Below are 19,044 nucleotides of genomic sequence, written 5' to 3'. Positions count from 1 at the left end.
TTATCTCCTATTTGAGTTTATATAAGCCGTTTTTGAGCTTTTCAAGCAAAGCTTTTTCTTCTAAAAATTTAAAAGTAGAAATGATGGTTGGTTTACTGATGTTTAACTTTTTAGAAAGTTCTTCGATATTTGCAAAGACAAAGCCATCTTCATTAGCATGAAGGGCTAAAAATTCTAAAATTTCAAAGCGTTTTTTACCAAAGATTTTTATGCATAGTGTTTTTACTTTATCATCCATTCTCTAGCCATATTAAAAAGAATAAAACTCCAAGTAATTATAGCCAAAACAACGCTAAAAAACACCCCAGCGCTCGCACAATCTTTTGCTTTTTTAGCTAAGATGTGAAATTCGCTCGTACAAAGATCCACGCAAGCTTCTATAGCAGAATTTAATGCTTCTATAATTAAAATCAAAACTAATACTAAAATAAGCACAAAATGTTCTAAAAAACTCACAGGTAAAAAAAAGCTTACAAAAATCAAAGGTAAGATAATGGCAAATTCTATTCTAAAAGCCATTTCATCTTTAAGCAAGAATTTAATGCCACTAAAAGCATAACTTGCATTTTTAAATAAAGAATACTTTGGCTTCATTAAGGATTTTCCTTTAAATTTTTACTATATAAGTCATAGTTTTCTTCATATTCTTTAGTTTGGACATTAAAATATCCTAATAAACTTGAAAAAATATTATCTTGAGATAATTTATAATCTTTCTTTTTTTGTAATTCTTGGATTAAATTATTATCTTTGCTCCAAAGAATCATAGGAACATGAGTTTGTTCTTTTGGTGCTATAAAATAGGGCATTCCATGAAGGTAAATTCCATTTTCTCCCAAACTTTCTCCATGGTCTGATACATACAACAATGAGGCATTTTGTGAAGGACTTTGCTTTAATAAGTCAATAAGACTTTTGATGATAAAATCTGTATAAAGTAAAGTATTGTCATAGGTATTAGTTAATTCTTCTTGCGAGCATTGTTGTAATTCATTTGTATCGCAAGTTGGCGTAAATTTTTTAAACTCATTTGGATAGCGCTTAAAATAAGCTGGTCCATGAGAACCTTGCAAATGAACGACTATGATTTTACTTGAAGATGGATTTTGTAATTGTTCTTTTACAAGCTCAAGTAAGCTCTCATCATAATCTTTTGAAATCAATTTATGTGCTATACGATCGCAGTTTCCTTTGCAACCTCCAGAATTATTTCCAAGCCAAACACTTTGAACTCCAACTCTTTGTAAAATATCTAAAGCATTTTCTTCATAAAGACTATTGTCAAAAGTAGCTCTTTTGTGTCTTGAAAATATACAAGGTAAACTTCTAGCAGTTGCTGTCCCACAAGAGCTTACATTGTCAAAATATATTAAATTAGGTTCGTTTTTGGTATAAAAATTAGTATCATTTTTGGTATAACCACCCAAAGAATAGTTATTTGCTCTAGCGGTTTCCCCTATGACTAAAATCATAGTTTTGTTTAAGTCTTTTTCCATTTTCGCATCTAAAGCTATCTTTTGAAGTTCTTTTTCTGGAATAACTTCTAATTTTATATATTTAATTGCTGAATAAATTTGATAAAAAGGAGTGTTATAAACTCTTACTTCATTATAAGTTCTTAAAAATGGTACAATACTTTTTGAAAAAATTCCAAGCAATCCAAAAGCAACAAATAAAGCAACAAATAAAGCAACAAATTTAATGATTAAATGTTTTTTGATATTGTGATATTCTATTTTAGTTTTTATAACTAAAAATGCTGGAATCACAAAAGTAAAAAATATATAAACAAAAATATTAAAATTAATCAGATCGCGTACTTCTTTTTGATCAGTTTGCATAGCATTTCTAATCATATCATGATCTATAATAACACCATAATTGATCATAAAATAACTACTAATTGAACTCACACCTATTAAAAAAATCATTAAAATCTTGCTAAGATAAGGCAAAAATAATAAAGCGAAAATTCCAACTAATAGCGCAAAATATATAATTATATATAAAATAATGGAAATATCATTATTATGAGGATGTAAATTTTCGTGAATATAAGAAAACAATTTCAGATTGATACTAGTTATATAAAAAGCACTCAAAATAATAAATTTAAGCCACGATATATTAAAAAATTTCATGAAATCCTTTCAAAATTAAAGATTTAATTATAAATAAAAATGGTTAACTTAATATCTTTATGGTATGATTTTGCTTTTTGTAAGTTTAAGGATTAAATTATGAAATTATTATCATGGAATGTAAATGGCCTAAGGGCAATTTGTGATAAAAATGCACTTGATTGGATTGAAAAAGAAGAAATTGATTTTATAGGTTTTCAAGAAATCAAAGCACACGAGGATAAATTTCCAAAAAGAATTTATGAGTATCCTTTTAAACATATGTATTCAAATAGTGCTAAAAGAGCAGGGTATTCAGGTGTAATGAGCTTGTGTAATTTTGATTGTGAGGTAAAAAAATGTGAGTTTTTTGATGATGATGAGGGTAGAGTTTTAGAGCATAGCTTTAAAAATGTAGTTTTGTTTAATATTTACTTTCCAAATGGTCAAAAAGATGAAGAGCGTTTGAATTTTAAAATGAAATTTTATAATAATTTTTTAGTGTATTTAGATAAACTTTTAAAAGAAGGTAAAGAAATTATCATCTGTGGAGATGTTAATACCGCACATCGTGAGATAGACTTAACCCACCCAAAAGCTAATGAAAAAACTTCAGGTTTTCTACCGATTGAGCGTGCTTGGATAGATGATTTATTAAAATTAGGTTTTATAGATACTTTTAGACATATAAATGGCGATGTTAAAGAAAAGTATTCGTGGTGGAGTTATAGAATGAAAGCAAGAGAAAGAAATGTAGGCTGGAGGATTGATTATTTTTTCATTTCTAATGGCTTAAAAGATAAACTTAAAAATGCTTTTATAAGAGATGATATTTTTGGCTCAGATCATGCTCCTGTAGGGATAGAAATCGATATTTAAGGTATTTTTTAATGCCTTAAATAATTATTAAGTAAAAATTGTTATAATTTTATCTTAAAACTGCAAAATGGCCCATTCGTCTAGCGGTTAGGACATCGCCCTTTCACGGCGGTAACACGAGTTCGAGTCTCGTATGGGTCACCACTTACTATTTTATATCCGCTTTTTTTGATAATCATTGTCATATTTTACAAAAAGTTACATTGTTCGATTTAAATATTTTTTATTTGTTTTATCTTATTTAAATTAAGTTTATTTTAAAATACTTATTATTAATATATTGAAAGTTATTGTTAATAATTTGTAAATTTTTTACATTGACTTCACACTTGTTTTTTAAAATATACAAAAAGGAGGACAAAATGTATAGACCTAAAAGCAAAAATGAGTTAATGAATTTGGTGCATAATGAAAGAATTTCTCTAAGGGATATTGAAGTATCTTTGATTGATGATTTTTCTTATGTATTTTATTATTCTAAAAGATTGGATTTTTTAGGTATTGAACATTGGGATGTATCAAATGCTAAAGATATGTCTTATATGTTTTATTGTTGCGAAAGTTTTAATGCAAATTTGTCACGCTGGAATGTTTCTAAAGTTGAAAATATGGCAAGTATGTTTTTTAACTGCAAAAATTTTAATCAAGATTTATCAAAATGGGATACTCAAAATTTAAAAGATATGTCTTATATGTTTTTTAATTGTGTTAATTTTAATCATTCTTTATTGCATTGGAAAACTTCAAATACTACCAGAATGGCACATTGTTTTGAAAACTGTCATGCGTATGAGCATAGTGTTGTGAATTGGGATGTGCAAAATGTAATTACTATGGCATATCTTTTTCACAATTGCAAAAATTTCCATCATGAGCTAGATGAGTGGAATATCCAAAAGGATTGTAATACTGAAAAAATGTTTGGAAATCGTGGTATTGATAAACTTTATGCAGTAAAAGGTATAGAGTTAGAATAAACAAAATTCACACAATTTTTGTGTGAATTTTTCTTTTGTCTTTTTAAGTTTTTCATCAAGTTTTTGTACTAAACTTATCTTCATAAAGCGTTATTTTTTAGCTTCTAGAGATTATTTTTTAGGAAAATTTACATGAAAATAAAATTTATTACAAAAAGAGATAAAAGTCAAGTTGCATTTGATATTTTTAAAATTAAAAATGCTATTTTTAGAGCCAATATAAACTCTACTGATAAAAAATTAGAAAATGATGAATTAGGTAGGCTTTGTGATGAGGTTGTAGCTTTGCTTGATGAAAATCATGCACAGGTAGAACAAATTCAAGATAAAGTTGAAGAGGTTTTAATAAAAAATGCTTTAATCAATACTGCAAAATCTTATATATTATACCGCCAAAAAAGAACACAAATCCGCAATGGTAGCTATGATTTGCTAAATTTGTATGATGATTTAACCTTCAAAGATTCCAAAGAAGCTGATTTAAAAAGAGAAAATGCCAATATCAACTCAGATAGTGCTATGGGTATGATGTTAAAATATGGTTCAGAAGGAGCAAAATACTATGTAGATGAGTGTATTTTACCAAAACATATCGCAAATGCACATAAAAATGGCGATATACATATACACGATAAAGACTTTTATATGCTAACACAAACTTGTTGTCAAATAGACTTGTTAAAGCTTTTTGAAAATGGTTTTAGCACTGGACATGGAAGTTTGCGTGAGCCAAATGATATCAGATCTTATGCTTCTTTAGCTTGCATTGCTTTACAGGCTAATCAAAATGAAATGCATGGAGGTCAATCTATACCAAATTTTGATTTTGCTATGGCAAAGGGTGTGGCAAAGACTTTTCAAAAAGAGTATAAAAAGGCTATAAATGCTTTTTTTGAAATAAAATTAGAGCAAAACTTAGATGAGCAATGCTTTAAAAATGCTAATTTTCAAGTTTCAAGCGAAAAAGAATGCTTTAAAGAGCTTTTAAAGCTTGATTTAAATAGTGATGAGAATTTTTTAAAACAAGCAAATGCTTATGCTTACAAAAGAGCATTAAAGCAAACCCAAGATGCGACTTTTCAAGCTATGGAAGCTTTGGTGCATAATCTTAATACTATGAACTCAAGAGCAGGAGCTCAAGTGCCTTTTAGCACGCTAAATTATGGCACCGATACTTCTTTTGAAGGGCAAATGGTAATAGAAAATTTACTCAAAGCCACGATGAAAGGCTTAGGAAATGGTGAAACACCAATTTTTCCTGTGCAAATTTTTAAAGTAAAAGAAGGTATTAATTATAATGAAAAAGATCCAAACTACAAGCTTTTTAAACTCGCTATAGAATGTGCTTCTAAAAGACTTTTTCCAAATTTTAGCTTTTTAGATGCAAGCTTTAATGCAAAATACTATAAAAAAAATGATTACAATAGTGAAGTAGCTTATATGGGTTGTAGAACTAGGGTTATGGCAAATGTTTATGATGAGAGCAAAGAAATCACAAGCGGCAGGGGAAATTTAAGCTTTACAAGTATAAATCTTGTGCGTTTAGCCATAGAAGCCAAAGGAAATTTAGAGCTTTTTTACTCACTTTTAAAAGAAAAATTGGAGCTTGTGTATGAGCAATTACTTCATAGATATAAAATTCAAAGTCTAAAAAAGGTTAAAAATTTCCCATTTTTAATGGGCGAGGGAATTTGGATAGATTCAGATTCTTTAAAAGAAAATGATAGCGTAGAAAAAATCATAGCACACGGGACTTTAGCTATAGGTTATATAGGACTTTGTGAGAGTTTAATAGCTTTAGTAGGTTCTCATCATGGACAAAGTCAAGAAGCAAGGGATTTAGGTTTGCAAATCGTGCGTTTTATGCGTGAATTTGTCGATGAAAAAGCACTCAAAGACAAACTGAATTTTTCACTCATAGCTACTCCAGCCGAGGGTTTAAGTGGAAGGTTTTTAAAGCTAGATCAAAAAAAATACGGCATTTTAAAAGGCATAACCGATAAAGAATTTTATACTAATTCTTTTCATATTCCTGTGGATTTTCCTATTAGTATATATGAAAAAATTCAAATCGAAGCCCCATATCATGAGTTAAATAATGGCGGGCATATTACTTATGTAGAATTAAACGGCGATGTGAGTAAGAATTTAGAAAGTTTTGAACGCATTATAAAATGTATGAAAGAAAGCAATATAGGCTATGGCTCGATTAATTTCCCACTAGATAGAGATCCGGTATGTGGTTATAGTGGTGTGATAGATGAGTTTTGTCCAAAGTGCCATAGAAAAGAAGATGATATTAAATTTGAACGCATAAGAAGAATCACAGGTTATTTAGTAGGAACGCTTGATCGTTTTAATGACGCTAAAAAAGCTGAAGTTCATGCAAGAATTAAACACGATTTTTCTTAGATTAGCCGGTGTCATAAAAGAATCCATAGTCGATGGCTATGGTTTGCGTTATGTGATTTTTACTCAAGGCTGCCCTCATCATTGCAAAGGTTGCCATAATCCACAAACACATGATTTTAACAAAGGATATTTGCAAGATTTAGCAAGTTTGTATGATGATATTTGTAAAAATCCTTTGCTCCAAGGTGTTACTTTTAGTGGCGGGGAGCCTTTTATGCAAGCAAAAAATTTAAGTATTCTAGCAAAACACATTAAGGCTTTAGGGCTTGATCTTACTATATATACAGGTTTTACTTATGAAGAGCTATTACAAGAGCAAGCTATGAAAGAATTGCTTATCTTAGCTGATGTTTTGATAGATGGGAAGTTTATTTTAGAGCAAAAAGACTTATCTTTAAAATTTAAAGGTAGTAAAAACCAACGCATTATTGATGTAGCAAAAAGCTTAGAGCAAGGCAAAGTAATACTTTTTGAAAAATAAAGACTCATTTAGTCTTTTTTAACTTAACTATGTTAGAATGCTATAAAATTTAAAAAAGGAGAACAATATGTTTGAATTAAGAAAACTACCTTATGAAGCAGACGCTTTTGGAGACTTTTTGAGTGCAGAAACTTTTGCATTTCATCATGGCAAACACCATCAAACTTATGTAAATAACCTAAACAATCTTATTAAAGATACTGAATTTGCAGGAAAAGATTTAGTTTATATCATACAAAACTCAAATGGCGGAGTTTTTAACAACGCTGCTCAAGTGTATAACCATGACTTTTATTTTGACTGCATTAAGCCAAAAGCATGCTGTGGCTGTGGCTGTTCTTTAAGTGATGAGTTTAAAGCAGCGGTTGAAAAAGACTTTGGTTCTATGGAAAATTTAAAAGAAGAATTCATCAAAGGAGCTACAGGAGTATTTGGTTCTGGTTGGTTTTGGCTAGTTTATAACACTCAAAATCAAAAATTAGAATTAGTAGCTACAAGCAATGCTGCTACACCTATCACTGAAGGTAAGGTTCCACTTTTAGTAGTTGATGTGTGGGAGCATGCTTACTATGTAGATCACCGTAATGCGCGCCCTGCGTATTTAGATAAATTCTACGCACACATTAACTGGGAATTTGTAGTAAAAGCTTATGAATGGGCTATCAAAGAAGGTATGAATTCAGTAAGCTTTTATGCAAATGAACTTCATCCTATAAAATAAGAAAAAAGTCTCTTATTTTTAAGAGGCTTTTTTTAATCAAAGCTAAATTATCTTAAGAATAACAACAATAAAAATATCCTAATTTACACAAATAATTAACAAAAGCACTATCATATTTAAAAAATATTAATAATTATTTTTTATCATTACAAAAAATTTTAATAAATCAAGGAGTTTTAATGTCTTATTCTATGGGGGGGGGTATGCGAAAATAATCCCACTTTAAAATCATCTTATTCAAACAATAATCTTTCTTTTGTTAAAAAAACTTTCTTATCTTTAGCGACTATATCTTTTTTGGCAACCTGTGCTAATGCTAGTATAGTAACTATAAATGATCAAAATTCTAATAGTAGTGTTAAAAACACTAAAACCAAACAAGTAAAAAATTCAAAAAATATTAGCGGTGGTGGCTGTAGTAGCGGTACAGAGTGTACTATAAATGATAAACAAACAAGCACCGTTACTATAAATGGAAGTGAAAATAACTCATTAACTATCACAAGTGAGGGTAGTATCAATACAAATAATAATAACGCTATCAATGTAAATAGTGGTGCTACTAATGTAACTATCAATAATGTGGGTTATGTTAATGGTGGAGTATCAAATGGTACTGCAATTAATATAGGACAAAACAATCAAAATGGTGCTAGTATTAAAGATTTTATCAATAGTGGAACAATAGGTGATGGAAATAATAAATTCGCTATCACTGTTTGGGGTAATAGTAGCAACAAATCAACAATTGAAAATTTTAACAACTCAGGTTTAATACAATCAGGCAGTGGTGAAGCAATATATTTGGGTAATACCACTATAACTAATTTTACCAATGGTGGAACTATTAAATCTACAGGTGGAGTTGGTGTTAATATTTCAACAGGGAATACTATAACTAATTTTACTAATAGCGGAACTATTAAGTCTTCAGGTGGAAAAGGTATTAGTATTTCAGCAGGGAGTACTATAACTAATTTTAAAAATATAGGTTCTATAGATGCAAAAACTTATGGTATTTACATTAGGAACTCTACATTAGATAATTTAGAAAATAGCGGAGCTATTAATGATGGCGACGCTGCTGCTATTTATGTTTATGGAGGAAATATTGGAACTATAAACAATTCTGGTAATATAACTTCTACAGGAACTAATGATTGGAGTGCAGCTATTAAGCTAGAAGGCGGTGGTAAAATAGAAAATATTACTAATACGGGCACTATAGAATCAAATCATGATGGAATTGCTGTATCTTATGGTAAATTTGAAACTCTAGACATAAAAGATGGTGGAATAATAAAAGCTAAAAGATATGGTATAAATATAAGTCAATGGCAAACATTAGGAGATTTATATGTTGATAATGCTAGTATTTATGGAGGAGAAAGTGGTATTTTATTAAGTACAGGTTCTACTACAAGCGATATATCTATAAAAAATGGTGGCGTGGTATATGGAGGTGATTATGGGATGTATTTTGATCACGCATATTTAAATCAAAACACAACTATAGCTGGAAAAAATTCTGCAATACATGGTGGAATTGCTGGAATTTATTTAAGCAGAGGATCTGCTTTAAAAGGAACTATAGAGGTTAAAGATAAAGGTATGATCTCAGGTGGTGAGAATGGATTTGGTATTATAAATGCTGATAATGCTAATATAGGCGGATCTATTTTAATCAGTAGTGGCGGTGTGGTTACTGGTATTTTAAATAAAGATAATGCCAAGATTACCGGAACTATAAAAGTGGATGGAGAAGGCTCTTCTATAGTAGGTGGTATAATAAATCAAGATAATGGTAAAATAGAGGGTTCTATAGAGGTTAATAATAAAGGACAGATAGATAGTATCATCAATGCTGGAAGTGGGGAGATTAGCGGTAGTGTAAAAGTAGATAATCACTCTAAAGTTGAGAATATTATCAATGGTGCTTTGGCAAGTTCTTTTTATAATAATGGAGTTTCTACTGGTAAAATCTCAGGAGATGTTAGCGTTGATAATGAGAGTATAGTTGGAAGCATCATCAATGCTGGGCAAGGAGAGATTACTGGTGGTATTAAAGTTGATAATAGTAGCGAAGTTACTAATATTTCTAATTCTGGTAATGGGCTTATTAGCAGTAATGTTAGCGTTGATAATGGCTCAAAAGTAGGTAATATCATTAATGATGATTATGGAAAAATTACAGGGGATGTATCTATAGGTGAAAAATCTTCTGTAGATAAGATTATCAATAGCGGTCATGGTAGTATAGGTGGAAATATTACAAACAATGGTAATTTAGGCTCAATTAACAATAGTGGTTCTATCAGCGGTTCTATTGAGAATAACAACGGTGATTTAGAAATCAAAAATGATGGAGATTTAGGTGGCTCTATCACTGTAGGTAGTGGCGGCGGTAATACTTCTATTTCAAATGGTTCCAATGGTAATATCGGCGGTGGTATAGTTAATAATGGTAATAATGATGTTAATATAGATAACCAAGGTACAGTTAAACCTGATAAAGATGGTAATCACATTACTAATAATGGTAATGGTAATGTTGTTGTAGATGATTGGATAGTAAAACCAAATGAAGATGGTAGCTTTGATGGAGCTATTAATGTAGGCGGTAGTGGTAGTGGTTCTACAAATATAGATAATATCACAGTAGATACTTCAGATCCAAATTTTGATGCAAGCAAACCTATCAATCCTGACAATATAGTTAATAATACTGGCAGTGGTGGTAACATAGGAGTAGGTAATGTTGGTTCAAACAATGATTTATTAAATTTAGTTTATGATCCTATAACAGGACAATATAAAACCTTAGCAGATGTAAGTGCTGGTGTGGGTTCTGTTATGGCTCAAACAGTAATTAACACTTATATGATGAGATCATTCTTCCTTGATACTGTTTTAGATGATGCATCAAGAATGGCTTACAAACATGCAAGAATACACAATAATCATAAAACAAATAAAGACTTAGTAGGTTTTGATACAGATGAGCATTATCACGGCTTTGTATTGCCTTATTTTTCATCTAATAGCATTAAGCTTTTAGGAACAAATGATTATTCTAAAGGAAATACTAAAGGTGTAGTAGCAGGTTTTCATACCTTAAAAGATATAGGTATGCTAGGAGCTTATGTAGGAACCGAAGAAGCTAATATGGATACTAAAGATTACTTTTCTTTAAAAATGCAAACAGTGTATGCTGGTTTGAAGTATTCTAATATTTTATTAGAAGATGAGATAAAAGAAGCCTTTTTTAAATTCCATACCAAAGCAGCATATACCAAAAATGATGTGCAAAAATTTGTTGATAAAGGAAAAAGAGAGGCTAATGGTAATACAGATACCTATGGTTATGGAGCAAGTATTGGAACTGGTATGAATTTTTATTTAGATGGGGCAGATAATATAATTACTCCTGAGGTGTCTTTAAACTATGAAGGTGGTTTCACAAAAGCTTTCAGCATGCATGGAGATGGAGCATTAAATCATGAAAGATATTATAAGAGTGAATTAAATCTCTTTTCAAGTACGGCATCTCTTAAATGGCTTAATAAATGGCATCCACAAATTAGCACTTCATTTGAAGCAGGTGCAAGAATTAATTTTAATCCTGAAGTAGAATCAAGAGTAAATTTTGCAAACTTAAAAGCAAGTGAAACCTTAGATTTGCCAAGAACTTATCAATATGCAAGTGCGTCTTTGATTTTTTCTTTGGCAGAAGATTTAGAAATGTCATTTAATTATAATGGAACTTTTGCAAATAATTCTCATTCGCATACGGGATTTTTACAGTTTGACTTTATATTTTAATAATGATTAACTAAGCCTTTTAAGGCTTAGTGTTTAATTAATTGCCCAGAGTTTGCTTAAAACAGATTATAAAATGACAAAATAAAAATTTAAAAAAAGCACAATTGGTACAATAAAGTTAAGAATGTGCCAATGTTGAATATAAAAACTATAAAAATTTTTAGTATTATAAATAATTTAAAAACAATAAACTCCTTATTAAATACACTCTATCACATTAAGCTTATTTTTAAGCTCAATGTGATTTATTAGCAAACTCTAGGGAGTTAATTACTCTAAAACAACCCCTTCATTTAGCACAACTTCGCCTATTACATAAGCATCTGAATTCTCTAAAACTTTTCCTACATTAGATGGATCTACCACCATAACTAAGCCCACACCCATGTTAAAGCTTCTATACATTTCAGCTTCTTCTACGCTTTGGCCTATTTGATAAAAAATTTCAGGAGTTTTTAGATGATGTTTTCTAATAATAGCACCTATTCCTCTTGGGAAAACTCTAGGTAAATTTTCTACTAAACCACCACCTGTTATATGAGCTAGTGCATTGATGAAGGGTTTTAATTTTAAAAAGTCTTTTACATAAATTCTTGTAGGTTCAAGTAAAATATCGATTAAATTTTTACCATCTATTTTATCATCAAATTTAAGCTTTTGTACTTCAAATAATACTTTTCTAGCTAAAGAATATCCATTAGAATGAAGCCCACTACTAGGCAAAGCTAGTAAAATATCTCCATTTTTTACAAAATTTCTTCTATCTATTTCATCTTTTTCAGCCATGCCCACTGAAAAACCTGCTAAGTCAAAGTCATTGTTATGATACATTCCAGGCATTTCAGCAGTTTCTCCGCCTATTAAGGCACAATTTGCTTTTTTACAACCATTAGCAATCCCTGCTACAACCTTTTTAGCTACTTCTACATCTAACTTTGCACTTGCATAATAGTCTAGAAAAAACAAAGGCGTAGCAAAATTACAAATTAAATCATTCACGCACATTGCTACTAAATCTTCGCCTATGGTGTCAAATTTTTGACTATCAATAGCAAGACGCAACTTTGTGCCTACCCCATCTGTTGCTGCTAGCATAACAGGATTTTTAAAACCACTTGGCATGGCAAAAGCGCCTGAAAAAGAACCTATGCCACCTAAAACATTTTCATTAAAAGTTTCTTTTACTAAAGGCTTGATTGCTTCTACAAAAGTATTACCATTATCTATACTTACGCCCGCATCTTCATAGCTTATATTCATTTATCTTCCTTTAAGAATTTAAAAGGTATTTTAACTAAAAATATTTTAAGGTTAAATTATGCAAAATGCTTATTTTGTGACTTCAAGTATAGCAGGTGGAAAGTCAAGCTTTATAAAAATAGTTCAAAATTTGGGTTTTGATACTTTAAGTGCAGATGTGATAGCTCATGAGCTTTTAAATGAAAATGCTAATTCCATAGCTAAACTTTTTGATAATAATGATTTAATCATAGCAGGAAAAATAGATAGAAAAAAGCTTGGTGCTATTGTATTTAATGATTTAAACGCCAAAAAAAAGTTAGAAGGTTTTTTACATCCTAAAATCAAAGAAGAAATTTTACAAAAAGCACTAATTTTAGATAAAAAAAATAAGGCTTTTTTTATAGAATTACCTTTATTTTTTGAAAATAATCATTATCAAGATCTAGGAAAAAGTATATTGATTTATGCTCCAAAAGAAATTTTATTAAAAAGATTAATACAAAGAGATAATTTAGATGAAAATGAAGCCTTAAAAAGAATTAATTTGCAACTTGATATAGAAGAAAAACTAAAAAAAGCAGATTTTGTGATAAAAAATATTTCAAGTTATGAAAAATTTGAAGAAAATGTGCTAAATTTTTTAAAACATACTTTAAAGGTTAAAAATGAAATTTTATAAATATTGTGCAAGCGGAAATGATTTTGTAGTATTTGCAGATGGTGAAAAAAAAGATCGTAGCGAGTTAGCTAGAATTCTTTGTAATCGTTATGAGGGCATAGGTGCTGATGGACTTATAGTAGTTGTGCCTCATGATAGATATGATTTTGAATGGGAATTTTATAATTGCGATGGTAGTAAAGCAAATATGTGTGGTAATGGATCGCGTGCAGCAGCTCATTTTGCTCATCATTATCTAAAAAAATCACAATATTTAAATTTTTTAACCGGAGCAGGACTTATAAAATCATTTGTTGATGATGACATGGTAGAGATTAAATTAAGTGGAGTGAAGGATATTAAAGAAGCTTTTAAACATAAAGATAGAATTTGGCAAGGATGTAATACAGGTGTGCCACATATGGTGACTTTTGTTGATGATTTAAATGAATTTGATGTAAATTTATGCAAAGAAGTGCGTAAAAAATATAACGCAAATGTTAATTTTGCTAAAATAGAAAATGAAGAATTTATAAGAGTTAGAACCTATGAACGCGGGGTAGAAGATGAGACTTTAGCTTGTGGTACAGGTATGGGAGCTTGTTTTTATCTTGCTTATTTAAATCAAAAAGTTAAAGATGATATTTTAGTAAAGCCAAAAAGCAAAGAAAATTTATATTTTAGATTAGAGGATGATCAAATATTTTTCAGAGGAAAGGTAAAGTGCTGTTTTGAAGCTGATTATAATTTTACTTAGTAGTTTTTTATTTTTAAAAGCTGAATTTATAGCAGGTTTTGATAAACATTATTATGCTTTAAGTATAAAAGAAAAGCGTGAAGTTTTTATCAAAAAAATCAATGCTTTGTTAGATGTTTCTTTCAAAGAAATTGAAAATGAAAAAGAATTTATAGATATTTTTTTTGAGGAAGCTATAAAGAATAATTTTAGAAAGCTAAATACTAATGCTGTGCAAAAACTATGGTCTTTAAAAGAAAAATACCGTGTTAAAAATTTATACGATCATAAAGAATACCAAATGCGTATCCAAAAGGTGCCAAAGTCTTTAGCTATAGCTCAAGCTATTATTGAAAGCGCAACTGGTACAAGTCGTTTTGCTAAAGAAGCAAATAATTTATTTGGAGAATGGACTTGGGGCGAGAAAGGTTTGATTCCAAAAGAAAGAAGTGAAGGTAAAACTCATAAAATTCGTATATTTGATACCTTGCAAGAAAGCGTGGATTCATACTTGCTAAATTTAAATCGTCATGATGCTTATAAGGAATTTAGAGCTTGGCGGTGGGATGCTATAAATCAAAATGAAAAACTTGATGGTAAAGAAGCGGCAAGTCATTTGGAAAAATATTCAGAGATTAAAAGTAATTATACTAAGCTTATTATTTCTATCATAAATCAACATAAGCTTGATGAGTTAGATTAATTTCCTAAAGCCCACTCATCAAAAGGTAAAATCATCACACGCACCCCTTCTATGAAAAACTCATCTCTTTGTGAAAGCGTGATGATATAAATAGTCGAAAGTGCAAGTTGGTTTTTACTAAGTATTTTTTTGACTTTTAAACTAAGTAAATCTTTATCTTTAAAGGGCGAGCATAAAAATGCATTTTTAAGACTTGGTAAGTAAAAATCAAAATATTTGGTATAAAAAATTTCTTGTTCAAATTTAAACAACTCGCTTAAAATCAAATTTTCAAACAAAGCACTAAAGTCTTTTTGTATGCTTAGAGAATTTTTTAGTGAAAAGTCCCAAAAATATACTTTTTTTAAATTTTTTTCAAGATTTTTTACAAAATACAAAGTGTAGTTTGATTCTAGTTTTTCTATGCTTTTATATAAGGTATCTTTGGAAATTTTTATAGTATTTTTTAGTGTTTTTAATAGCTCATTAACGCTAAATTCATTCCCGAGTTCTAAGGCAATTTGTTTGAGTATGGTAAGCTCTAATGGAGTGTAAAAACTTCTTAAGTATGATGAGTTTGTGTTAAAGTTGTGATTTAAAATCACATTGCGTCCTGTATGTAAAAAATAACTTACCATGGTTTTAGTATCAGCGTATTTTTTGTTTAAGCTTAAAAATTCTTCAAAGTCTAAATAATCTAAATGAAGTTCTTCAAAATAATCTAAATGAAAATTGCTATCACAAACGCTTATTATGATTTGCAAATTAAGGTGTTTTAAACTGGCAAAGTCAAAATCATGAGTAAAGTTGCAAAGTGCTAAAAATTTAATCTGTGGATTATAGGTTAAAAACGAATTTAAATTTACCAAAGCACTTGCTTGAAATTTCAAATCATCACAATCAATAAAAAGTATATTTTCACTTTTGTACAAAGATAAAAAATTTAAAATTAAATTTTTCTTACCACTTGCAAAACCACCTTTTATAATGATGTTTTTATGGGTTTGAATTTGAATTTTTCTTTCATCAAATTTTTGAAATTTTGGGTAATTATCGTAAAAAAATTGTAGTGATTTCATAAATTTCTTTGTAATTAATGGTGGAGCATAGCGGGTTCGAACCGCTGACCCCAACGCTGCCAGCGTTGTGCTCTCCCAGCTGAGCTAATGCCCCTTTAGATTTTGAAATCATACTATATTTTTTCTTAGATTTTCTTAATGTATAAAAAATCTTGTAAATTTTATAAAATTTAATTTTTATCCTTTTTAAAAGGAAAATAATTAAAAAAAATGTATAAATTTCTTGACATAGCAAAGGCTCTTTTTATATAATCTCAACATCATTTTATATGGTGGTTAGATTTTTATGGGTCTAACGAGTTCTTTACAAAGGAAAAAATATGGAAAGAATCAGGCTTAAGCTAAAAGCTTATGACCACAGAGTTCTAGATCGCACAGTTGCAGCAATTGTAGAAGCTGTTAAAAGAACAGGTGCTGACATCAGAGGTCCAGTGCCAATGCCTACAAAAATCAAAAGATACACAGTTTTGAAATCTCCACACATCAATAAAGATTCACGCGAACAATTTGAGATGAGAATTCATGCTCGTATGCTTGATATTGTAGCAGCTACTCCAGATACAGTAGATTCACTCACTAAGCTTGACTTGGCTCCAGAGGTCAATGTTGAAGTAAGAGCTATGGGTAAATAAGGATAGAATATGGAATACATTGTAGAAAAAATTGGTATGAGTAGAACAATCAGCACACCAAGCATTCCTGTAACCTTACTTAAACTTGTTCAAACTAAAGTATGTGAAGTAGAAAATGGAAAAGCTTTGGTTGCTTATGTAAAAGGCAAAGCAAATAATAAATGCATTGCAGGTCAGCAAAAAAAATACAATCTTTCAGCTGAATATAATAGATTTGCTTCTTTAGAAGTAGCAAACACAGAAGCAGGTGATATTGATCTTAATCCTTTAAAAGAAGCTTCTATCTTAAAAGTAAGCTTTAATTCTAAAGGTAGAGGTTATAGTGGGGTTGTTAAAAGACACGGATTTGCCGGAGGTCCTGCAAGTCACGGTTCAAGATTCCACAGACGCCACGGATCAATCGGTAACCGCGAATGGCCAGGTCGTGTTCAACCAGGTATGAAAATGGCAGGTCATTATGGTAATGTAAAAGTTACTGTTAAAAATGAAGTAGTTTCATTTGATGAAGAAAATGGCATCTTAGTAGTAAAAGGTGCGGTACCAGGATTTAATGGTGCTATGGGTAAAATAAGGATTGCAAAATGAGTAAAGTAACTGTTTTAAATGATAAATTTGAAAAAGCTAGTGAACTCGATCTTCCAGCAAAATATGCAGAAGTTAATCCTCACAACCTTTATTTATATGTAAAATCTTATCTTGCTAGCCTTAGAGCAAACACAGCTCATACTAAAGGTAGAAGCGATGTAAGCGGTGGTGGTAAAAAACCATGGAGACAAAAAGGTCGTGGTGGTGCAAGAGCAGGTTCAACAAGAACGAATGTTTGGGTTGGTGGTGCTGTAGCATTTGGCCCTACAAACAATCGTAATTATTTCCAAAAAGTTAATAAAAAACAAAAACGCTTAGCGCTTGAAAGAGCATTGGCTGATAAAGCACAAAACAATGCATTATTCTCAGTAGATAGTTTAAGCATTGAAAGCGGTAAAACAAAAGATGCAAATGCAGTTATTAAAAAGCTTGGTTTAAAAGATGCTTTAATTGTAAAAGATTTACTAGATGAAAAAACACTTCTTGCTTTTAGAAACTTAGCAAATTGCTATGTAGTTGATATTAGCGAAGTAAATGCTTATTTAGTATCTGTATTTAATGCTGTTATCATTGAAAAAGCAGCGCTTGAATCTATCGTAAAAGAGGGTTAAAATGGCAGATATTACTGATATAAAAACAATACTTTACACTGAAAAAAGCTTAAACCTTCAAGAGCAAGGTGTTGTAGTTATTCAAACTTCTCCAAAAATGACTAAAAATGGTTTAAAAGAAGTTTTAAGAGAATATTTTGGTGTAACTCCAGTAAGAATTAATTCTTTAAAAATGGATGGAAAAGTAAAGCGTTTTAGAGGTCGTGAAGGTCAAAGAAATAGCTTTAAAAAATTCTATGTTAAGCTACCAGAAGGTGTGAGCTTAGAAAGTTCGGAGGCATAAGATGGCAATTAAAACTTATAAACCATATACTCCAAGTAGAAGATACATCACAGGTGTAAGCTCTGATGATATCACAGCAAAAGCTAGTGTGCGTTCATTACTTGTAAAACTTCCAGCTCATGCAGGTCGTAACAATAATGGTAGAATCACAAGCCGTCATAAAGAAGCAGGTGCTAAAAAACTTTACAGAATTATAGATTTTAAAAGAAGAAAATTTGGTATTGAAGGTAAAGTTGAAGCAATCGAGTATGATCCATACAGAAATTGTCGTATTGCATTAATCTCTTATAGAGATGGTGAAAAAAGATACATCTTACAACCAAAAGGTTTAAGCGTTGGTGATGTTATTTGCGCTGCTGAAAGCGGACTTGACATTAAACCAGGTAATGCTATGAAATTAAGAAACATCCCAGTGGGTACTATTGTACACAATATCGAGTTAAAACCGGGCAAAGGTGGACAAATGATCCGTTCAGCGGGTGCTTATGCTCAATTAATGGGTAAAGAAGAAAAATATGTTATCTTAAGACTTGCAAGTGGTGAAATGAGACAAGTTTTAGCTGAATGTATGGCAAGTATCGGTGAAGTTGGTAATGAAGAATGGTCAAATGTGACTATCGGTAAAGCAGGAAGAAACCGCCATAGAGGTATTCGTCCTCAAACAAGAGGTTCTGCGATGAACCCAGTTGATCACCCGCACGGTGGGGGTGAAGGTAAGAAAAATTCAGGCCGTCATCCAGTTACTCCATGGGGTAAACCAACTAAAGGTGCTAAAACTCGCCGTAAAAAAGCTAGCGATAAGCTAATAATTTCAAGAAGAAAAGGAAAGTAAGATGGCTAGGTCACTAAAAAAAGGTCCTTTTGTTGATGACCATGTAATGAAAAAAGTCATCGCTGCTAAAAAAGCTAACGATGGTAAGCCAATTAAAACTTGGTCAAGACGCAGCACTATTATACCTGATATGATAGGTTTAACTTTTAATGTTCATAATGGAAAAAGCTTTATCCCAGTATATATTACTGAAAATCATATCGGTTACAAATTAGGTGAATTTGCACCTACTAGAACATTTAAGGGTCATAAAGGCTCTGTTCAGAAAAAAATAGGTAAGTAAGGGAGATTT

Annotated in this window: 20 protein-coding genes and 2 tRNA genes; 16 read left to right on the top strand and 6 right to left on the bottom strand. The window is 30.5% G+C overall.

Going from position 1 to position 19,044, the window contains the following annotated elements; genetic code table 11:
• Positions 1–7 precede the first annotated feature (7 nt).
• The 3 genes from L8W69_RS03745 to L8W69_RS03735 are packed head-to-tail and all read right to left on the bottom strand — an operon-like array spanning position 8 to position 2,141.
• Positions 8–238 (bottom strand): helix-turn-helix domain-containing protein, encoded by a 231-nt coding sequence (locus tag L8W69_RS03745; RefSeq protein ID WP_012660796.1) that lies wholly within the window; start codon positions 236–238, stop codon positions 8–10.
• Positions 223–594: a diacylglycerol kinase gene (locus tag L8W69_RS03740; protein WP_263666460.1), complete on the bottom strand. Its 372-nt coding sequence runs from the start codon at positions 592–594 to the stop codon at positions 223–225. The genes L8W69_RS03745 and L8W69_RS03740 overlap by 16 nt, the downstream gene beginning before the upstream one ends.
• The gene (locus L8W69_RS03735) at positions 594–2,141 is read right to left on the bottom strand and encodes a phosphoethanolamine transferase (protein WP_263666459.1); all 1,548 of its coding nucleotides are present in this window, start codon (positions 2,139–2,141) and stop codon (positions 594–596) included. Before L8W69_RS03735 ends, L8W69_RS03740 begins: the two co-directional genes overlap by 1 nt.
• 99 nt (positions 2,142–2,240) lie before the next feature.
• On the opposite strand from L8W69_RS03735, the gene L8W69_RS03730 reads away from it, so the two are divergent.
• The 7 genes from L8W69_RS03730 (at position 2,241) to L8W69_RS03700 (ending at position 11,412) form a co-directional block, all read left to right on the top strand.
• Positions 2,241–2,999 (top strand): exodeoxyribonuclease III, encoded by a 759-nt coding sequence (locus L8W69_RS03730; RefSeq protein ID WP_263659189.1) that lies wholly within the window; start codon positions 2,241–2,243, stop codon positions 2,997–2,999.
• Between the two features lie 69 nt (positions 3,000–3,068).
• A tRNA-Glu gene (locus L8W69_RS03725) sits at positions 3,069–3,143 on the top strand.
• 218 nt (positions 3,144–3,361) lie between these two features.
• Entirely contained in the window at positions 3,362–3,976 is a 615-nt protein-coding gene (locus L8W69_RS03720; RefSeq protein ID WP_133319126.1) for a BspA family leucine-rich repeat surface protein, read from the top strand.
• Between the two features lie 132 nt (positions 3,977–4,108).
• Positions 4,109–6,388 carry an anaerobic ribonucleoside triphosphate reductase gene (locus L8W69_RS03715; protein WP_263666458.1) on the top strand — a complete coding sequence of 760 codons (2,280 nt, stop codon included), beginning with the start codon at positions 4,109–4,111 and terminating at the stop codon, positions 6,386–6,388.
• A complete protein-coding gene (gene nrdG / locus L8W69_RS03710; RefSeq protein ID WP_165955263.1) occupies positions 6,360–6,869 on the top strand; it encodes an anaerobic ribonucleoside-triphosphate reductase activating protein in 510 nt (169 codons plus the stop codon). Before L8W69_RS03715 ends, nrdG begins: the two co-directional genes overlap by 29 nt.
• A gap of 67 nt (positions 6,870–6,936) precedes the next feature.
• Entirely contained in the window at positions 6,937–7,590 is a 654-nt protein-coding gene (gene sodB, locus L8W69_RS03705; RefSeq protein ID WP_263660389.1) for a superoxide dismutase [Fe], read from the top strand.
• A gap of 297 nt (positions 7,591–7,887) precedes the next feature.
• A complete protein-coding gene (locus L8W69_RS03700) occupies positions 7,888–11,412 on the top strand; it encodes a hypothetical protein (RefSeq protein ID WP_263666457.1) in 3,525 nt (1,174 codons plus the stop codon).
• A 270-nt stretch (positions 11,413–11,682) separates the two neighbouring features.
• Here the strand turns inward: L8W69_RS03700 and purM are convergent, their stop codons facing one another.
• Positions 11,683–12,672: a phosphoribosylformylglycinamidine cyclo-ligase gene (purM, locus tag L8W69_RS03695; protein ID WP_263666456.1), complete on the bottom strand. Its 990-nt coding sequence runs from the start codon at positions 12,670–12,672 to the stop codon at positions 11,683–11,685.
• A gap of 58 nt (positions 12,673–12,730) precedes the next feature.
• Here purM and coaE point away from each other — a divergent pair, with 58 nt between their 5' ends.
• The 3 genes from coaE to L8W69_RS03680 are packed head-to-tail and all read left to right on the top strand — an operon-like array spanning position 12,731 to position 14,751.
• On the top strand, positions 12,731–13,333 hold the full coding sequence (gene coaE / locus L8W69_RS03690) for a dephospho-CoA kinase (RefSeq protein WP_263666455.1): 603 nt from the start codon (positions 12,731–12,733) through the stop codon (positions 13,331–13,333).
• Positions 13,320–14,069: a diaminopimelate epimerase gene (gene dapF / locus L8W69_RS03685; protein WP_133319131.1), complete on the top strand. Its 750-nt coding sequence runs from the start codon at positions 13,320–13,322 to the stop codon at positions 14,067–14,069. Before coaE ends, dapF begins: the two co-directional genes overlap by 14 nt.
• Entirely contained in the window at positions 14,044–14,751 is a 708-nt protein-coding gene (locus tag L8W69_RS03680) for a glucosaminidase domain-containing protein (protein ID WP_263666454.1), read from the top strand. Before dapF ends, L8W69_RS03680 begins: the two co-directional genes overlap by 26 nt.
• Here L8W69_RS03680 and L8W69_RS03675 read toward each other — a convergent pair.
• Together L8W69_RS03675 and L8W69_RS03670 are read right to left on the bottom strand one after the other, a co-directional pair.
• Positions 14,748–15,809, bottom strand: coding sequence for an ATP-binding protein (locus L8W69_RS03675; RefSeq protein ID WP_263666453.1), 1,062 nt, complete (start codon positions 15,807–15,809; stop codon positions 14,748–14,750). The two genes, L8W69_RS03680 and L8W69_RS03675, sit on opposite strands and share 4 nt — an antisense overlap.
• Positions 15,810–15,827: 18 nt before the next feature.
• Positions 15,828–15,903 (bottom strand) — tRNA-Ala (locus L8W69_RS03670).
• A gap of 226 nt (positions 15,904–16,129) precedes the next feature.
• Here L8W69_RS03670 and rpsJ point away from each other — a divergent pair.
• From rpsJ to rpsS, 6 genes are read left to right on the top strand one after another with little or no spacing between them, the layout of a single operon-like run.
• Positions 16,130–16,441, top strand: a complete 312-nt coding sequence (gene rpsJ, locus L8W69_RS03665) for a 30S ribosomal protein S10 (protein WP_012660810.1) — start codon at positions 16,130–16,132, stop codon at positions 16,439–16,441.
• 9 nt (positions 16,442–16,450) lie between these two features.
• A complete protein-coding gene (gene rplC, locus L8W69_RS03660) occupies positions 16,451–17,026 on the top strand; it encodes a 50S ribosomal protein L3 (protein ID WP_012660811.1) in 576 nt (191 codons plus the stop codon).
• Complete coding sequence (gene rplD / locus L8W69_RS03655) at positions 17,023–17,637, top strand: 50S ribosomal protein L4 (RefSeq protein ID WP_039617137.1); 615 nt, start codon at positions 17,023–17,025, stop codon at positions 17,635–17,637. The genes rplC and rplD overlap by 4 nt, the downstream gene beginning before the upstream one ends.
• Position 17,638: 1 nt before the next feature.
• Positions 17,639–17,920: a 50S ribosomal protein L23 gene (locus tag L8W69_RS03650; protein ID WP_039617139.1), complete on the top strand. Its 282-nt coding sequence runs from the start codon at positions 17,639–17,641 to the stop codon at positions 17,918–17,920.
• A gap of 1 nt (position 17,921) precedes the next feature.
• Positions 17,922–18,752 (top strand): 50S ribosomal protein L2, encoded by an 831-nt coding sequence (gene rplB / locus L8W69_RS03645; protein ID WP_039625087.1) that lies wholly within the window; start codon positions 17,922–17,924, stop codon positions 18,750–18,752.
• 1 nt (position 18,753) lies between these two features.
• Positions 18,754–19,035, top strand: a complete 282-nt coding sequence (gene rpsS, locus L8W69_RS03640; RefSeq protein ID WP_039664929.1) for a 30S ribosomal protein S19 — start codon at positions 18,754–18,756, stop codon at positions 19,033–19,035.
• The last annotated feature ends 9 nt before the right edge of the window (positions 19,036–19,044 follow it).

This window comes from Campylobacter sp. CNRCH_2016_3089 (assembly GCF_025772505.1).
Lineage (GTDB): Bacteria > Campylobacterota > Campylobacteria > Campylobacterales > Campylobacteraceae > Campylobacter_D > Campylobacter_D lari_D.
This window is presented reverse-complemented; position numbering and strand designations above follow the sequence as displayed.

What these genes read in the sequence shown, in the direction of transcription:
- L8W69_RS03745 (WP_012660796.1), bottom strand. Translation starts at nt 238, where the DNA reads ATGGATGATAAAGTAAAAACACTATGCATAAAAATCTTTGGTAAAAAA.
- L8W69_RS03740 (WP_263666460.1), bottom strand. Translation starts at nt 594, where the DNA reads ATGAAGCCAAAGTATTCTTTATTTAAAAATGCAAGTTATGCTTTTAGT.
- L8W69_RS03735 (WP_263666459.1), bottom strand. Translation starts at nt 2,141, where the DNA reads ATGAAATTTTTTAATATATCGTGGCTTAAATTTATTATTTTGAGTGCT.
- L8W69_RS03730 (WP_263659189.1), top strand. Translation starts at nt 2,241, where the DNA reads ATGAAATTATTATCATGGAATGTAAATGGCCTAAGGGCAATTTGTGAT.
- L8W69_RS03720 (WP_133319126.1), top strand. Translation starts at nt 3,362, where the DNA reads ATGTATAGACCTAAAAGCAAAAATGAGTTAATGAATTTGGTGCATAAT.
- L8W69_RS03715 (WP_263666458.1), top strand. Translation starts at nt 4,109, where the DNA reads ATGAAAATAAAATTTATTACAAAAAGAGATAAAAGTCAAGTTGCATTT.
- nrdG (WP_165955263.1), top strand. Translation starts at nt 6,360, where the DNA reads ATGCAAGAATTAAACACGATTTTTCTTAGATTAGCCGGTGTCATAAAA.
- sodB (WP_263660389.1), top strand. Translation starts at nt 6,937, where the DNA reads ATGTTTGAATTAAGAAAACTACCTTATGAAGCAGACGCTTTTGGAGAC.
- purM (WP_263666456.1), bottom strand. Translation starts at nt 12,672, where the DNA reads ATGAATATAAGCTATGAAGATGCGGGCGTAAGTATAGATAATGGTAAT.
- coaE (WP_263666455.1), top strand. Translation starts at nt 12,731, where the DNA reads ATGCAAAATGCTTATTTTGTGACTTCAAGTATAGCAGGTGGAAAGTCA.
- dapF (WP_133319131.1), top strand. Translation starts at nt 13,320, where the DNA reads ATGAAATTTTATAAATATTGTGCAAGCGGAAATGATTTTGTAGTATTT.
- L8W69_RS03675 (WP_263666453.1), bottom strand. Translation starts at nt 15,809, where the DNA reads ATGAAATCACTACAATTTTTTTACGATAATTACCCAAAATTTCAAAAA.
- rpsJ (WP_012660810.1), top strand. Translation starts at nt 16,130, where the DNA reads ATGGAAAGAATCAGGCTTAAGCTAAAAGCTTATGACCACAGAGTTCTA.
- rplC (WP_012660811.1), top strand. Translation starts at nt 16,451, where the DNA reads ATGGAATACATTGTAGAAAAAATTGGTATGAGTAGAACAATCAGCACA.
- rplD (WP_039617137.1), top strand. Translation starts at nt 17,023, where the DNA reads ATGAGTAAAGTAACTGTTTTAAATGATAAATTTGAAAAAGCTAGTGAA.
- L8W69_RS03650 (WP_039617139.1), top strand. Translation starts at nt 17,639, where the DNA reads ATGGCAGATATTACTGATATAAAAACAATACTTTACACTGAAAAAAGC.
- rplB (WP_039625087.1), top strand. Translation starts at nt 17,922, where the DNA reads ATGGCAATTAAAACTTATAAACCATATACTCCAAGTAGAAGATACATC.
- rpsS (WP_039664929.1), top strand. Translation starts at nt 18,754, where the DNA reads ATGGCTAGGTCACTAAAAAAAGGTCCTTTTGTTGATGACCATGTAATG.